Here is a 15,529-nt window from a genome sequence, read left to right as displayed (position 1 = left end):
GTGCGCCATGACCACGGCTGCCGAGATCCAGCATCTGCAACAACACGGTTTGTATTCATCGGGTAACGAACACGACGCCTGCGGCCTCGGGTTTGTGGCCCACATCAAGGGCATCAAGCGCCACGACATCGTGACGCAGGCTCTGAAGATTCTGGAAAACATCGACCACCGTGGTGCGGTGGGTGCCGACCCGCTCATGGGCGACGGCGCCGGCATCCTGATCCAGATCCCTGACGCGCTGTACCGCGAAGAAATGGCCAAGCAAGGCGTGACCTTGCCAGCGGCTGGCGAATACGGCGTGGGCATGATCTTCCTGCCGAAGGAGCATGCTTCCCGTTTGGCCTGCGAACAGGAGATGGAGCGCGCCATCAAGGCCGAAGGCCAGGTACTGCTGGGCTGGCGTGATGTGCCGGTGAACGTGGACATGCCCATGTCCCCCACCGTGCGCAAGAAGGAGCCCATCCTGCGTCAGGTGTTCATCGGCCGTGGCAACGACGTGATCGTGCAGGACGCGCTGGAGCGCAAGCTGTACGTGATCCGCAAGACGGCCAGCGCCAACATCCAGGCCCTGAAACTCAAGCACAGCAAGGAATATTACGTTCCGTCCATGTCCAGCCGCACGGTGGTCTACAAAGGTCTGCTGCTGGCTGACCAGGTGGGCGTGTACTACAAGGACCTGTCGGACGAGCGTTGCGTGTCGGCCATCGGCCTGGTGCACCAGCGCTTCTCGACGAACACCTTCCCTGAATGGCCATTGGCTCACCCGTACCGCTATGTGGCGCACAACGGTGAAATCAACACCGTCAAGGGCAACTACAACTGGATGAAGGCGCGCGAAGGCGTAATGGCCTCGCCCGTGCTCGCGGCCGACCTGCAAAAGCTGTACCCCATCAGCTTCGCCGACCAGTCCGACACCGCCACGTTCGACAACTGCCTGGAACTGTTGACCATGGCCGGCTACCCCATCAGCCAGGCCGTGATGATGATGATCCCCGAGCCTTGGGAGCAGCACACCACCATGGACGAGCGCCGCCGCGCCTTCTATGAATACCACGCCGCCATGCTGGAGCCCTGGGACGGTCCGGCCTCCATCGTGTTCACCGACGGCCGCCAGATCGGCGCCACGCTGGACCGCAACGGCCTGCGCCCCTCGCGCTACTGCATCACCGATGACGACTTGGTCATCATGGGCTCGGAGTCGGGCGTGCTGCCGATTCCTGAGAACAAGATCGTGCGCAAGTGGCGCCTGCAGCCCGGAAAGATGTTCCTGATCGACCTGGAACAAGGCCGCATGATCGACGACGATGAGCTCAAGGCCAATGTCGTCAACACCAAGCCCTACAAGCAGTGGATTGAGAACCTGCGTATCAAGCTCGACAGCATCGACGCGGGTGACACCGCCGCCGCTGCGGCGCCTGCCGACCTGCCCTTGCTGGACCGCCAGCAGGCCTTTGGCTATACCCAGGAAGACATCAAGTTCTTGATGGCACCTATGGCCAAGAACGGCGAAGAAGGCATCGGCTCCATGGGCAACGACAGCCCGCTGGCCGTGCTCTCGGGCAAGAACAAGCCGCTGTACAACTACTTCAAGCAGCTGTTCGCCCAGGTGACCAACCCGCCGATCGACCCGATCCGCGAAGCCATCGTGATGTCGCTCAACAGCTTCATCGGCCCCAAGCCCAACCTGCTGGACATCAACCAGGTCAACCCACCCATGCGGCTCGAAGTGAGCCAGCCCGTGCTCGACTTTGCCGACATGGCCAAGTTGCGCGACATCGAACGCTACACGAACGGCAAGTTCAAGAGCGTCACCATCGACATCACCTACCCGCTGAGCTGGGGGCGTGAGGGCGTGGAAGCCAAGCTGGCCTCGCTGTGCGCGCAAGCCGTGGATGCCATCAAGGGCGGCGCCAACATCCTCATCATCAGCGACCGTGCCGTGAGTGCTACGCAAGTGGCCATCCCCGCGCTGCTGGCGCTGTCGGCCATCCATCAGCACCTGGTGGGCTCAGGCCTGCGCACCACGGCCGGCCTGGTGGTCGAAACGGGTACCGCGCGCGAAGTGCACCACTTCGCCGTGCTGGCGGGCTACGGCGCAGAAGCCGTGCACCCCTACCTGGCCATGGAAACCCTGGCCGAAATGCACAAGGACCTGGGCGGCGACCTGTCGGCAGACAAGGCCATCTACAACTACGTCAAGGCCATCGGCAAGGGGCTGTCCAAGATCATGTCCAAGATGGGCGTGAGCACCTACATGAGCTACTGCGGCGCCCAGCTGTTTGAGGCCATTGGCCTGAACACGGAAACCGTGGGCAAATACTTCACCGGCACCGCCAGCCGTGTGGAAGGTATCGGCGTGTTCGAGATCGCCGAAGAAGCCATCCGCATGCACAAGGCTGCCTTTGGTGACGACCCCGTGCTCGAAACCATGCTGGACGCCGGTGGCGAGTACGCCTGGCGCGCCCGTGGTGAAGACCACATGTGGACACCTGACGCGATTGCCAAGCTGCAACACAGCACTCGTGCCAACAACTGGAACACGTACAAGGAATACGCGCAGATCATCAACGACCAGAGCAAGCGCCACATGACGCTGCGCGGCCTTTTCGAGTTCAAGATCGACCCCTCCAAGGCGATCTCGATTGATGAGGTCGAACCTGCCAAGGAAATCGTCAAGCGCTTTGCTACGGGCGCCATGTCGCTGGGTTCCATCTCCACCGAGGCCCATGCCACGCTGGCCGTGGCCATGAACCGGATTGGCGGCAAGAGCAACACCGGTGAAGGCGGCGAGGACGCGGCACGCTACCGCAATGAACTCAAAGGCATCCCGATCAAGAAGGGCGATACGCTCAAGAGCGTGATTGGTGCCGAGAACGTTGAAGTCGATCTGCCCCTGCAGGACGGCGATTCGCTGCGCAGCCGCATCAAGCAAGTGGCGTCGGGCCGCTTCGGTGTGACGGCGGAGTACCTGTCGTCCGCCGATCAGATCCAGATCAAGATGGCCCAGGGTGCCAAGCCCGGGGAGGGGGGGCAGTTGCCCGGCGGCAAGGTCTCCAACTACATCGGCAAGCTGCGCCACAGCGTGCCGGGTGTGGGCCTGATTTCGCCCCCGCCGCACCACGACATCTACTCCATCGAGGACTTGGCCCAGCTGATCCACGATCTGAAGAACGTGGCACCGCATGCTGGCATCAGCGTCAAGCTGGTGTCCGAAGTGGGAGTGGGCACCATTGCGGCTGGCGTTGCCAAGTGCAAGAGCGACCACGTGGTGATCGCCGGGCATGACGGCGGCACGGGTGCTTCGCCCTGGTCGTCCATCAAGCACGCGGGCGGTCCGTGGGAAATCGGCCTGGCCGAAACCCAGCAGACCCTGGTGCTGAACCGCCTGCGCGGCCGCATCCGTGTGCAGGCAGACGGCCAGATGAAGACCGGCCGTGACGTCGCCATCGGCGCGCTGCTGGGCGCGGACGAGTTCGGCTTTGCCACGGCACCGCTGGTGGTCGAGGGCTGCATCATGATGCGCAAGTGCCACCTGAACACCTGCCCAGTGGGCGTGGCCACGCAAGACCCTGAGCTGCGCAAGAAGTTCTCGGGCAAGCCAGAGCATGTGGTGAACTACTTCTTCTTCATCGCGGAAGAAGTGCGCCAGATCATGGCGCAGCTGGGCATTCGCAAGTTCGACGACCTGATCGGCCGCACCGACCTGCTCGACATGCGCCAGGGCCTGGAACACTGGAAGGCACGCGGCCTGGACTTCAGCCGCCTGTTTGCCCAGCCCAACGTGCCCGCTGATGTGCCGCGCTTGCATGTGGATGTGCAGGACCACAACATCGAGCACACGCTGGACCGCAAGCTGATCGAGCGCAGCAAGCCTGCCATTGAAAAGGGCGAGCGCGTGCAGTTCATCGAGGTGGCGCGCAACGTGAATCGCTCGGTCGGCGCGATGCTGTCCGGCGCGGTCACCCGTGTGCACCCCGAGGGCTTGCCTGACGACTCCATCCGCATCCAGCTCGAAGGCACGGGCGGCCAGTCGTTCGGCGCGTTCCTCACGCGCGGCATCACGCTGTACCTGATCGGAGACGCCAACGACTACACGGGCAAGGGCCTGTCGGGTGGTCGTGTCATCGTGCGCCCCAGCATAGACTTCCGGGGCGAAGCGGTGCGCAACACCATTGTGGGCAACACCGTGATGTACGGCGCCACGACGGGTGAGGCCTTCTTCAGCGGCGTGGCCGGTGAGCGTTTTGCCGTGCGTCTGTCGGGCGCCACGGCAGTCGTCGAAGGCACGGGCGACCATGGCTGCGAGTACATGACCGGCGGTACCGTGGTGGTGCTGGGCAAGACCGGCCGCAACTTTGCAGCGGGCATGAGCGGCGGCGTAGCGTATGTTTACGACGAAGACGGCCAGTTCGACACGCGCTGCAACCTGTCGATGGTGACGCTGGAGCGCATCCTGCCCGCCACCGAGCAGGAATCCACGGTGCCACGCTCGATCTGGCACAACGGCCAGACGGACGAGGCCCAGCTCAAAAAGCTGCTGGAAGATCACAACCGCTGGACGGGCAGCAAGCGCGCACGCGAACTGTTGGACAACTGGGCCGCATCGCGCAGCAAGTTCGTCAAGGTCTTCCCGACCGAGTACAAGCGTGCTTTGGCTGAAATTTATGAACGAAAAGTGCTGGAAGAGTCCGCTACACCTGCGGTAGCTGCTACCAAAAAAGAGGTGGCTCCCGCCAAGTAAGGCGACGCCATCCCCCTTCGCACAGCATTCATAGACAAGGACATCGTCATGGGAAAAACTACCGGCTTCATGGAATACGAGCGCATCGAAGAGGGCTACAAGCCTGTGCCCGAGCGCCTGAAGCACTACAAGGAATTTGTCGTCGGGCTCGATGAGAGCCAGGCCAAGGTGCAAGGCGCGCGCTGCATGGACTGCGGCACACCGTTTTGCAACAACGGCTGCCCGGTGAACAATATCATTCCGGACTTCAACGACCTCGTGTACCACGCGGACTGGAAGAGCGCGATCGAGGTGCTGCACAGCACCAACAACTTCCCCGAATTCACCGGCCGCATCTGCCCCGCACCTTGCGAGGCAGCTTGCGTGCTCAACGTGAACGACGACGCAGTGGGCATCAAGTCCATCGAGCACGCGATCATCGACCGCGCCTGGGCTGAGGGCTGGGTGCAGCCGCGCCCTGCCAAGCACCAGACCGGCAAGAAGGTGGCCGTGGTGGGTTCCGGCCCTGCAGGCCTGGCCGCCGCGCAGCAACTGGCCCGCGCTGGCCACAGCGTCACCCTGTTTGAAAAGAACGACCGCGTGGGTGGCCTGCTGCGCTACGGTATCCCCGACTTCAAGATGGAGAAGTCGCACATCGACCGCCGCGTCAAGCAGCTCGAAGCCGAAGGTGTGGTGATTCGCACCGGCGTGTTTGTGGGCGCCGCCAAGGACGGCCTGGGCAAGGACTCCAAGGTCACCAACTGGGCCAAGGAAACTGTTACGCCCGAGCAGTTGAACAAAGAGTTTGATGCCGTGCTGCTGACCGGTGGCGCCGAGCAATCGCGCGACCTGCCAGTGCCAGGCCGCGAGCTCGACGGCATCCACTTCGCCATGGAGTTCCTGCCTCAGCAGAACAAGGTCAACGCGGGCGACAAGCTCAAGGGCCAGATCATGGCGACGGGCAAGCATGTCATCGTGATCGGTGGCGGCGACACTGGCAGCGACTGCGTGGGCACCAGCAACCGCCATGGCGCGGCCAGCGTGACCCAGTTCGAGGTGATGCCCCAGCCCCCCGAGGTGGAAAACCGCCCTCTGACCTGGCCTTACTGGCCGCTCAAGCTGCGCACCAGTTCCAGCCACGAAGAGGGTTGTGTGCGCGAGTTCGCGATCTCCACCAAGGAGTTTACCGGCGAAAAGGGCAGGGTCAAGAGCCTGACTACGGTACAGGTTGAGTTCAAGGACGGCAAGCTGGTCGAAATTCCGGGCACCGAGAAGCACTACCAGGCCGATCTGGTGCTGCTGGCCATGGGTTTCGTGAGCCCGGTTGCGCCGGTGCTGGACGCCTTCGGCGTCGATAAGGATGCCCGAGGCAATGCCCGTGCTACGACTGATTTCGACGGCGGTTATGCCACAAACGTACCCAAGGTGTTTGCGGCGGGTGATATCCGCCGGGGTCAGTCCCTGGTGGTCTGGGCCATCCGTGAAGGCCGCCAGGCCGCCCGGGCGGTGGACGAGTTCCTGATGGGATATTCGGACCTGCCACGCTGATCCTGCGCATTGCGCACCCTCCAAGTAACGGCGCCCTCGGGCGCCGTTTGTGTTGACAGGGGGCTTTGACGGTGGGGCAATGGCCGGGCGTCAGCCTTCTGAGCGCTTTGTTGGCACAATCAGAGGTTCTGTCAATCCGGGCTTGCCTCGGTCTCGCTCGATCGGGGCCAATGGCTGTTGTGCTTTTTCTTTACAAACATACATGAATGTATGTTTGTGTCTTCGGCTACCATCTGCGCTCCATTTTCCGGGGGCAGGTGCCGTTTTGGCAGGCCGGAGTTCCGACACCCATTTCTTGCATGGCCGAATCCACATTTCTTGCCGAGTTGCGCAACGTCACGTTTTCGTACGGTGACCGCGCGATCCTGCGCGATGTGACGCTGGCGGTGCCGCGCGGCAAGGTCACGGCGCTGATGGGCGCGTCGGGCGGTGGCAAGACCACCGTGCTGCGCCTGATTGGAGGTCAACACAGGGCCCAGAGCGGCCAGGTGTTGGTCAACGGTCAGGATGTGGGGCGCATGGATGTGCAGGCTTTGTACGCTGCGCGCCGGCGCATGGGCATGCTGTTCCAGTTCGGTGCGCTGTTCACCGACCTGAGCGTGTTTGAGAACGTGGCGTTTCCGCTGCGTGAGCACACCGATTTGTCCGAAGACCTGATCCGCGACGTGGTACTCATGAAGCTGCATGCGGTGGGTCTGCGCGGCGCACGCGATCTGATGCCCAGCCAGATCTCTGGTGGCATGGCGCGCCGCGTGGCGCTGGCTCGCGCGATTGTTCTGGACCCTGAACTGGTCATGTACGACGAGCCCTTTGCGGGCCTGGATCCGATCTCGCTGGGCACAGCGGCGCAATTGATCCGCCAGCTCAACGACGCCATGGGGCTCACCAGCATCGTGGTGTCGCATGACCTGGAGGAGACTTTCCGCCTGGCGGACCATGTGATCATCCTGGGCGAAGGCGTTGTGGCGGCGCAGGGCACGCCTGAGGAGGTCCTCGCCAGCCGTGACCCGCTGGTGCACCAGTTTGTCCATGCTCTACCGACTGGCCCGGTGCCGTTCCATTACCCCGGCCCGGCCGTTGCCGAGGATTTCGGACCTGCAGGAGGACGTGCGCTGTGAGTTGGTACAAGCCCTCCGACGTAGGCTTTGCTGTGCGCCACAAGCTGGCTGACATCGGTATGGGCGCCCGGCTGTTTGGGCGGCTGGTGCGGCTGGTGGGCGCGACCTTTCTGCGGCCCTCGCTGGTACGTGACCAGGTGCATTTTCTGGGCAACTATTCGCTGGCCATCATCGCCGTTTCGGGCCTGTTCGTCGGATTCGTGCTGGGGCTGCAGGGGTACTACACGCTGCAGCGCTACGGCTCGTCAGAGGCTCTGGGCCTGCTCGTTGCCTTGAGTCTCGTTCGCGAGCTGGGGCCCGTGGTCACGGCGCTGCTGTTTGCGGGCCGCGCGGGCACTTCGCTCACGGCTGAAATCGGCCTGATGCGCGCGGGTGAGCAGCTCAGCGCCATGGAGATGATGGCGGTGGATCCGGTGCAGCGCATTCTGGCGCCCCGCTTCTGGGCCGGGGTGATCACCATGCCACTGCTGGCGGCCGTGTTCAGCGCGGTGGGTGTGATTGGTGGCTGGGTTGTGGGCGTGCTCATGATCGGCATCGACCCCGGGGCCTTCTGGAGCCAGATGCAAGGCGGGGTCGATGTGTGGAAGGACCTGGGCAACGGCGTGCTCAAGAGTGTGGTCTTCGGCTTTACGGTGACTTTCGTGGCGTTGCTGCAGGGCTATGTGGCCAAGCCCACCCCCGAGGGCGTGTCGCGCGCGACCACGCGCACCGTGGTCATGGCGTCGCTCGCAGTGTTGGCACTGGACTTCGTGCTCACTGCGCTGATGTTCAGTATCTGAGGCCGGCAGCGCTGGCACTTCAAGGATTCAAGGTATGCAACGCTCCAAAAACGATCTGTGGGTAGGGCTCTTCGTGATGCTGGGCGCGGTGGCCCTGGTGTTTCTGGCGCTGCAGTCGGCCAACCTGCTGAGTCTCAAGTTCCAGGCGGGTTACCGCGTCACCGCGAAGTTTGACAACATAGGCGGTCTCAAGCCCCAGGCCGCGGTGCGCAGTGCTGGTGTCGTCGTCGGGCGTGTGGAGTCCATCACCTTTGACGACAAGACCTTTCAGGCGCGGGTCACGCTGGCCATGGAGGACCGCTATGCGTTCCCCAAAGACAGCTCCCTCAAGATACTGACCAGCGGCCTGCTGGGCGAGCAGTACATCGGGATCGAGGCCGGTGCCGACGAGAAGAACCTGACGGCGGGCGACACGATCACGTCCACCCAGTCGGCGGTGGTGCTCGAGAACCTCATTGGACAATTTCTTTACAGCAAAGCCGAAGACGGCGGAAAGCCTGCTGGGACAGGTGGCAAAAAATGACGAATTCACTCCATTCATTCCGCGCCAGCATTGCTGGCGACAGGTTGTCGATTTTCCGCCTGGCAGCTGGCTTGGCATGGCTGCTGGGGGCTTTATTGCTCACAGGATGCGCCACCGTGGCCAATCCCGACCCCCGTGATCCGCTGGAGTCTTACAACCGTAGCATGACCAACTTCAATGAGCAGGTCGATGCCATGGTGCTCAAACCTGTGGCGACGGCCTACAAGGAGGTCACGCCCGCACCGGTGCGCACCGGGGTCAGCAATTTTTTTGCGAATCTTGGCGACGTCTGGTCGTTCGTGAACAACGTGCTGCAGCTGCGGGGCGAAGCTGCAGCATCCAGTTTCATGCGCGTCAACGTGAACACCTTCATGGGTCTGGGTGGTGTGCTCGACATCGCCAGCGAGCTGGGCATTGACCGCTACAAGCAGGACTTTGGCCTGACCTTGGGGCGCTGGGGCGTGGGTACCGGCCCCTACCTGGTGCTTCCCATCCTGGGGCCCTCCACCGTGCGCGACACCTTTGCTTTGCCGGTGGACATGAAGGGCAACGTGGTGAGCTACGTGGACCCGGTTTCGGCCCGCAACTCGTTGTACGCCCTGCGCGCCGTCGAGGTGCGCTCCAACCTGCTGCGCGCGGGCTCGGTGCTCGACAGCGCCGCCCTGGACAAGTACAGCTTTACGCGCGATGTATACCTGCAGGTGCGCAGCCATGCGGGTGATGCGCAAAACGCGGACCTCAAGGACGACACCAATTCGAGCAACGGCGTGCTGCCTGAAGAGCCGGCCCGCTGATGCGAGGCCGGGCTGGGCACGATGCTCTGCCCCGGGGCATGGTGCTGTTGCACTTGCTTGCAATCCGCAACCGCCGCGACGCATGCCAGCCCGCACCGACCTCCACAATGATTTGACGGGCACGAGCCCGCACCGATGAAAGCCAAGAAGATGATGAACCGACGTTCCCTGGGGCGCACTGCCCTGAGCCTGGCAGCCAGTGCCATGTTGAGCCTTCCGCTGTCCGCCCTGGCGGCCGACGAGGCGCCTGACGCCCTCATCAAGCGTCTGTCATCCGATGTGCTCACTACGGTGAAGTCCGACAAGGCCATCCAGGCCGGCGATCTGAGCAAGGTGATTGCGCTGGTCGATAAAACCGTGATGCCGAACGTCAACTTCCGCCGCATGACGGCAGCCGCCGTGGGCCCCGGCTGGCGCCAGGCCACGCCAGAGCAGCAAAAGCGGCTGCAGGACGAGTTCAAGATCTTGCTCGTGCGCACGTATGCCGGTGCGCTGGCCCAGGTCAATGACCAGACCATCCAGGTCAAGCCCCTGCGCGCGGCGGCAGAAGACAAGGATGTGCTGGTGCGCACCGAGATCGTGGGCCGTGGCGACCCCATCCAGCTCGACTACCGCCTGGAAAAAACCCCGGGCGACGGCGCGGGCTGGAAGATCTACAACCTCAACGTGCTGGGCGTCTGGCTGGTGGAAACCTACCGAGGCCAGTTCGCGCAGGAGATCAATGCCAAGGGCATCGACGGCCTGATCGAGACCCTGGTCGCGCGCAACAAGACCAATGCGGCTTCTGCCAAGGGCTGAGAGTCCTAGCGACCATGCTGGTGCTACCCCCCGAACTCACCCACCGCCAGGCTACGGCCTGCCTGCACATGCTCAAGCAGGGGCTGCGGGTGCACCGCGACAGCGCGGTGGTGGTCAATGCCCATGCGCTCACGGTGTTTGATACCTCGGCCCTCGCTGTGCTGCTGGAATGCCGGCGCGAAGCCTTGTCCGACGGCAAGCAATTTGCGGTGCAAGGCATGCCTGACGCCTTGGCGGGCATGGCGGGGCTGTACGGGGTGGACGCCCTACTGGCTCCGACGCATTGACCGCCTTTGTGAGCGACAAGGCGCGGAGGCGTTGCCAGCGCCTTTGACCCGGGCTGGGGTAGATGCCAAAGGCCATTGCACCAGCCGTCCAGCCCGCCAAGGGCGCAGGCCTTAAAATGGAAGGCTTCATGCCCGCCGTCTCCTTCCAAGCCATCTCCAAGACCTTTGCCACGCCCAAAGGCCCTTTTCAGGCACTGAACCAGGTCAATCTGGACATTGAGGAGGGCGAGTTCTTCGGGCTCCTGGGCCCCAATGGTGCCGGCAAGACCACCCTGATCAGCATCCTGGCTGGCTTGGCGCGTGCCACCAGCGGCCGTGTGCTGGTGCAGGGCAGCGATGTGCAGGCCCAGTACGCCGATGCCCGCCGCAAGCTGGGCATCGTGCCGCAAGAGCTGGTGTTCGACCCCTTTTTCAATGTGCGCGAGGCGCTGCGCATCCAGTCAGGCTACTTTGGCGTGAAGAACAACGACGCCTGGATCGACGAGCTGTTGGAGAACCTGGGGCTGGCCGACAAGGCCAACGCCAACATGCGCCAGCTCTCGGGCGGCATGAAGCGCCGCGTGCTGGTGGCGCAGGCACTGGTGCACAAGCCGCCCATCATCGTGCTTGACGAACCCACTGCGGGCGTGGACGTGGAGCTGCGCCAGACGCTGTGGCATTTCATCGCCCGTCTGAACAAAGAGGGGCACACCGTGTTGCTCACCACCCACTACCTCGAAGAGGCCGAGGCCCTGTGTGGCCGCATTGCCATGCTCAAGGCGGGGCAGGTGGTGGCGCTCAACCGTACCAGCGAGCTGCTCAAGGCCGCCTCGGGCAGCGTGCTGCAGTTCAAGACCGACACGGTACTGCCGCCCGCGCTGGCTGCCATGGCGCGGGTCACTGGCCGCATCGTCCAGTTGCCTGCCCACGACGCAGCAGAGATCGAAAACCACCTGGCCGCGTTGCGCGTGGCCGGGGTCGAGGTGCAGGACATGGAGATTCGCAGGCCTGATCTGGAGGATGTGTTCTTGCAGGTGATGTCCGGTACATCGGCGTCCAACATCCCACTCGAAGGTGTCGCGCTATGACCGGCTGGCAGACCCTGTTCTACAAGGAAGTCCTGCGGTTCTGGAAGGTCAGCTTCCAGACCGTTGCGGCTCCCGTGCTCACTGCCGTGCTGTACCTGCTGATCTTTGGCCATGTGCTCGAAGACCATGTGAAGGTCTACGACCGCATCAGCTACACCGCGTTTCTGGTGCCGGGCCTCGTGATGATGAGCGTGCTGCAAAACGCCTTTGCCAACAGCTCGTCCAGCATCATCCAGAGCAAGATCATGGGCAGCCTGGTGTTTGTGCTGCTCACGCCGCTGTCGCATTGGGCGTGGTTCTGCGCCTACGTGGGCTCGTCCATCGTGCGAGGGCTGGTGGTGGGTCTGGGCGTGTTCATCGTTACGCTGGCGTTTGCGAGGCCGGAGTTTGCGGCGCCGCTGTGGATTTTTGCGTTTGCCCTGCTGGGGGCGGCGCTACTCGCCACGCTGGGGTTGATCGCGGGGCTCTGGGCCGACAAGTTCGACCAGATGGCCGCTTTCCAGAATTTCATCATCGTGCCCATGACCTTCCTGTCGGGCGTGTTCTATTCGATCCAGTCGCTGCCGCCGTTCTGGCAGGCCGTGAGCCACCTCAACCCGTTCTTCTACATGATCGACGGCTTCCGCTACGGCTTCTTCGGCCAGAGCGACACCTCGCCCTGGCTCAGCCTGGGCATCGTGGGCATCGCCTGGCTGGCCGTGAGCGCCCTGGCCGTGCACCTGCTGCGCACGGGCTACAAAATCCGTAACTGATTCCGAGCGCCCCACCATGACCGCTGACCAACTCAAAGACCTCATCGCTGCCGGCCTGGCCTGCGAACACATCACGCTCGAAGGCGATGGCCGCCACTGGTATGCCACCATCGTCTCGGCCGAGTTCGAGGGCAAGCGCGCCATCCAGCGCCACCAGCGCGTGTACGCCACGCTGGGCTCCAAAATGCACACCGACGAGGTGCATGCGTTGTCGATGAAAACTTTCACCCCGGCCGAATGGGCTGCCCAGGCGCAGTAGCGCCTTTTTACTCACTTTTTGATAGCTGCTGACGCATGTTTCACTAGCGCAAGCGGCACTTTTGACTCCTATAGTGGTGATTTGAGATGGACAAACTCCTGATTCGCGGCGGACGCAGCTTGCAAGGCGAGGTGCTGGTCTCCGGCGCCAAGAACGCCGCCTTGCCGGAGTTGTGCGCCGCCCTGCTCACGGCCGAACCCGTGACCCTGCTAAACGTGCCCCAGCTGCAGGACGTGAGCACCATGCTCAAGCTCATCCGCAACATGGGCGTGGCGGCCGAACGGGCCGACGACGGCACTGTGCGCATTGACGCCAGTGCGCTCAGCACGCCCGAAGCTCCGTATGAGCTGGTCAAGACCATGCGCGCCTCGGTGCTGGCGCTGGGCCCGCTGCTGGCCCGCTTTGGCGAGGCCACGGTGTCGCTGCCCGGCGGCTGCGCCATCGGTTCGCGCCCGGTGGACCAGCACATCAAGGGCCTTGCCGCCATGGGCGCCGAGATCGTGGTCGAGCACGGCTACATGATCGCTAAGCTGCCCGCAGGCTGGACCCGTTTGAAGGGCGCGCGCATCACCACCGACATGGTCACCGTGACGGGCACCGAGAACTTCCTCATGGCCGCAGCGCTGGCCGAGGGCGAGACGGTGCTCGAAAACGCTGCGCAAGAGCCCGAAATTTCGGACCTCGCCGAGATGCTGATCGCCATGGGCGCGAAGATCGAAGGCCACGGCACCAGCCGCATCCGCATCCAGGGCGTGGACCAACTGCACGGCTGCACCCACCGCGTGGTGGCCGACCGCATCGAGGCTGGCACCTTCCTGTGCGCTGTGGCAGCCACGGGCGGTGATGTGTTGCTGCGCCATGGCCGCGCCGACCATCTGGACGCCGTGATCGAAAAGCTGCGCGAGGCCGGCGCAACCGTGCAAGCGTTGGACGGCGGCATCCGCGTACAAAGCACCGGCGGCGCCGCGCTCAAGGCCCAGGGCTTTCGCACTACCGAATACCCCGGTTTCCCCACCGACATGCAGGCCCAGTTCATGGCGCTCAACTGCATCGCCCAGGGCACGGCCACGGTGACCGAGACGATTTTTGAAAACCGCTTCATGCACGTCAATGAACTGGTTCGGCTGGGCGCAAAGATCCAGACCGATGGCAAGGTGGCCGTGATCGAAGGCGTGCCACGCTTGTCCGGCGCCACCGTGATGGCCACCGACCTGCGCGCCTCCGCCAGCCTGGTCATCGCGGGCTTGGTGGCGGACGGCGAAACCGTGGTGGACCGCATCTACCACCTGGACCGTGGCTATGACTGCATGGAAGCCAAACTGCGCGGCATTGGTGCCGACATCGAACGAGTAAAAGCATGAGCAGCAGCAACATGATCACCCTGGCGCTTTCCAAGGGCCGCATTTTTGACGAAACCCTGCCGCTTTTGGCTGCCGCAGGCATCGAGGTGCTGGAAGACCCCGAAAAATCGCGCAAGCTCATCCTGCCCACCAACCAGCCCAACGTGCGCGTGGTGCTGGTGCGCGCCACGGACGTGCCCACCTATGTGGAATACGGCGGCGCCGACATCGGTGTCACCGGCAAGGACACCCTGATCGAACATGGCGGCCAGGGCCTGTACCAGCCGCTGGACCTGCGCATTGCCAAGTGCCGCGTGAGCGTGGCCGTGCGCAACGACTTTGACTACGCCCAGGCCGTCAAGCAGGGATCGCGCCTGAAGGTCGCCACCAAGTACACCGGCATTGCGCGCGACTTCTTTGCCAGCAAGGGCGTGCATGTGGACATGGTCAAGCTCTACGGCAGCATGGAACTGGCGCCGCTCACGGGCCTGGCCGATGCCATCGTGGACCTGGTGTCCACCGGCAACACGCTCAAGGCCAACAACCTCATCGAAGTCGAGCGCATCATGGACATCAGCTCCTACCTGGTCGTGAACCAGGCCGCGCTCAAGCTCAAGCAGGCACCGCTGCGCCGCATCATCGATGCGTTTGCATCGGCCATTCCCGCCGAAAAGAACTGATCCCAACCTTAGAACGTACTATGACTTTGGTAGCTGCTCCCGCCCGTCTGTCAACCGCTGCAGCCACTTTTGAGGCTGATTTTGCAGCCCGCCTGCATTGGTCTGCCGACACTGACGCGGCCATCGAGCAGCGGGTGGCCGACATCCTGGCCGATGTGCAAAAGCGCGGCGACGCGGCCGTGCTGGAGTACACCGCCCGCTTCGACGGCCTCAGTGCCCCCAACATGGCGGCGCTGGAGCTGACCCAGGCCGACTTCAAGGCAGCGTTTGATGCCATTCCGCAGGCCCAGCGCGACGCCCTGCAGGCCGCCGCCAAGCGTGTGCGCAGCTACCACGAAGCGCAGAAGAAGGCCTCGGGCGAGAGCTGGAGCTACCGCGACGAAGACGGCACGCTGCTGGGCCAGAAGGTCACGCCGCTGGACCGTGTGGGCATCTACGTGCCCGGCGGCAAGGCCGCCTACCCGTCCAGCCTGCTGATGAACGCCATCCCGGCCCATGTGGCGGGCGTGCAGGAAATCATCATGGTTGTGCCCACGCCCGTACGCGGCAGCGTGGCGACCGGTGGAACGGGCGAGGGCACCTCGACGAAGGGCGAGCGCAACGAGCTGGTGCTGGCAGCCGCCTACGTGGCCGGTGTGACCCGCGCCTTCACCATCGGCGGCGCGCAAGCTGTGGCGGCGCTGGCCTACGGTACGGCCACCGTACCCAAGGTGGACAAGATCACCGGCCCCGGCAACGCCTACGTGGCCAGCGCCAAGAAGCGCGTGTTCGGCACCGTGGGCATCGACATGATTGCGGGCCCGAGCGAAATCCTGGTGCTGGCCGACGGCACCACGCCGCCCGACTGGGTGGCCATGGACCTCT

14 protein-coding genes are annotated in these 15,529 nt (G+C 63.6%); all 14 read left to right on the top strand.

Features of this window, described 5'->3' with window-relative positions; all coding sequences use genetic code 11:
* The first annotated feature begins 7 nt into the window (after positions 1-7).
* Positions 8-4,741, top strand: a complete 4,734-nt coding sequence (locus tag ISS20_RS06160; protein WP_291434759.1) for a glutamate synthase-related protein — start codon at positions 8-10, stop codon at positions 4,739-4,741.
* 48 nt (positions 4,742-4,789) lie between these two features.
* A complete protein-coding gene (locus tag ISS20_RS06155) occupies positions 4,790-6,268 on the top strand; it encodes a glutamate synthase subunit beta (RefSeq protein ID WP_291434757.1) in 1,479 nt (492 codons plus the stop codon).
* A gap of 299 nt (positions 6,269-6,567) precedes the next feature.
* The gene (locus ISS20_RS06150) at positions 6,568-7,386 is read left to right on the top strand and encodes an ABC transporter ATP-binding protein (protein ID WP_291434755.1); all 819 of its coding nucleotides are present in this window, start codon (positions 6,568-6,570) and stop codon (positions 7,384-7,386) included.
* Positions 7,383-8,165, top strand: a complete 783-nt coding sequence (gene mlaE / locus ISS20_RS06145) for a lipid asymmetry maintenance ABC transporter permease subunit MlaE (protein ID WP_291434753.1) — start codon at positions 7,383-7,385, stop codon at positions 8,163-8,165. The genes ISS20_RS06150 and mlaE overlap by 4 nt, the downstream gene beginning before the upstream one ends.
* Positions 8,166-8,199: 34 nt before the next feature.
* Positions 8,200-8,688, top strand: a complete 489-nt coding sequence (gene mlaD, locus ISS20_RS06140) for an outer membrane lipid asymmetry maintenance protein MlaD (RefSeq protein ID WP_291434751.1) — start codon at positions 8,200-8,202, stop codon at positions 8,686-8,688.
* Entirely contained in the window at positions 8,685-9,482 is a 798-nt protein-coding gene (locus ISS20_RS06135; RefSeq protein ID WP_291434749.1) for a VacJ family lipoprotein, read from the top strand. Before mlaD ends, ISS20_RS06135 begins: the two co-directional genes overlap by 4 nt.
* Positions 9,483-9,632: 150 nt before the next feature.
* Positions 9,633-10,280, top strand: coding sequence for a phospholipid-binding protein MlaC (locus tag ISS20_RS06130; protein WP_291434822.1), 648 nt, complete (start codon positions 9,633-9,635; stop codon positions 10,278-10,280).
* 14 nt (positions 10,281-10,294) lie between these two features.
* Positions 10,295-10,567, top strand: a complete 273-nt coding sequence (locus ISS20_RS06125; protein ID WP_291434747.1) for an STAS domain-containing protein — start codon at positions 10,295-10,297, stop codon at positions 10,565-10,567.
* A gap of 128 nt (positions 10,568-10,695) precedes the next feature.
* Positions 10,696-11,634 (top strand): ABC transporter ATP-binding protein, encoded by a 939-nt coding sequence (locus ISS20_RS06120; RefSeq protein WP_291434745.1) that lies wholly within the window; start codon positions 10,696-10,698, stop codon positions 11,632-11,634.
* A complete protein-coding gene (locus ISS20_RS06115; RefSeq protein WP_121943715.1) occupies positions 11,631-12,386 on the top strand; it encodes an ABC transporter permease in 756 nt (251 codons plus the stop codon). The genes ISS20_RS06120 and ISS20_RS06115 overlap by 4 nt, the downstream gene beginning before the upstream one ends.
* Positions 12,387-12,402: 16 nt before the next feature.
* A complete protein-coding gene (locus ISS20_RS06110) occupies positions 12,403-12,645 on the top strand; it encodes a BolA family protein (protein WP_291434741.1) in 243 nt (80 codons plus the stop codon).
* Positions 12,646-12,731: 86 nt separating this feature from the next.
* A complete protein-coding gene (gene murA / locus ISS20_RS06105) occupies positions 12,732-14,006 on the top strand; it encodes a UDP-N-acetylglucosamine 1-carboxyvinyltransferase (RefSeq protein WP_291434739.1) in 1,275 nt (424 codons plus the stop codon).
* 11 nt (positions 14,007-14,017) lie between these two features.
* On the top strand, positions 14,018-14,665 hold the full coding sequence (hisG, locus tag ISS20_RS06100; protein WP_056641761.1) for an ATP phosphoribosyltransferase: 648 nt from the start codon (positions 14,018-14,020) through the stop codon (positions 14,663-14,665).
* Between the two features lie 20 nt (positions 14,666-14,685).
* The coding region (gene hisD, locus ISS20_RS06095) for a histidinol dehydrogenase (protein WP_291434737.1) at positions 14,686-15,529 on the top strand (844 nt) is incomplete at its 3' end.

It is taken from the genome of Acidovorax sp. (genome assembly GCF_016783915.1).
Lineage (GTDB): Bacteria > Pseudomonadota > Gammaproteobacteria > Burkholderiales > Burkholderiaceae_C > Acidovorax.
Note: the sequence above shows the minus strand (reverse complement) of the source record. Positions and strands in the feature narration are given on the sequence as shown.

What these genes read in the sequence shown, in the direction of transcription:
- ISS20_RS06160 (WP_291434759.1), top strand. Translation starts at nt 8, where the DNA reads ATGACCACGGCTGCCGAGATCCAGCATCTGCAACAACACGGTTTGTAT.
- ISS20_RS06155 (WP_291434757.1), top strand. Translation starts at nt 4,790, where the DNA reads ATGGGAAAAACTACCGGCTTCATGGAATACGAGCGCATCGAAGAGGGC.
- ISS20_RS06150 (WP_291434755.1), top strand. Translation starts at nt 6,568, where the DNA reads ATGGCCGAATCCACATTTCTTGCCGAGTTGCGCAACGTCACGTTTTCG.
- mlaD (WP_291434751.1), top strand. Translation starts at nt 8,200, where the DNA reads ATGCAACGCTCCAAAAACGATCTGTGGGTAGGGCTCTTCGTGATGCTG.
- ISS20_RS06135 (WP_291434749.1), top strand. Translation starts at nt 8,685, where the DNA reads ATGACGAATTCACTCCATTCATTCCGCGCCAGCATTGCTGGCGACAGG.
- ISS20_RS06130 (WP_291434822.1), top strand. Translation starts at nt 9,633, where the DNA reads ATGATGAACCGACGTTCCCTGGGGCGCACTGCCCTGAGCCTGGCAGCC.
- ISS20_RS06125 (WP_291434747.1), top strand. Translation starts at nt 10,295, where the DNA reads ATGCTGGTGCTACCCCCCGAACTCACCCACCGCCAGGCTACGGCCTGC.
- ISS20_RS06120 (WP_291434745.1), top strand. Translation starts at nt 10,696, where the DNA reads ATGCCCGCCGTCTCCTTCCAAGCCATCTCCAAGACCTTTGCCACGCCC.
- ISS20_RS06115 (WP_121943715.1), top strand. Translation starts at nt 11,631, where the DNA reads ATGACCGGCTGGCAGACCCTGTTCTACAAGGAAGTCCTGCGGTTCTGG.
- ISS20_RS06110 (WP_291434741.1), top strand. Translation starts at nt 12,403, where the DNA reads ATGACCGCTGACCAACTCAAAGACCTCATCGCTGCCGGCCTGGCCTGC.
- murA (WP_291434739.1), top strand. Translation starts at nt 12,732, where the DNA reads ATGGACAAACTCCTGATTCGCGGCGGACGCAGCTTGCAAGGCGAGGTG.
- hisG (WP_056641761.1), top strand. Translation starts at nt 14,018, where the DNA reads ATGATCACCCTGGCGCTTTCCAAGGGCCGCATTTTTGACGAAACCCTG.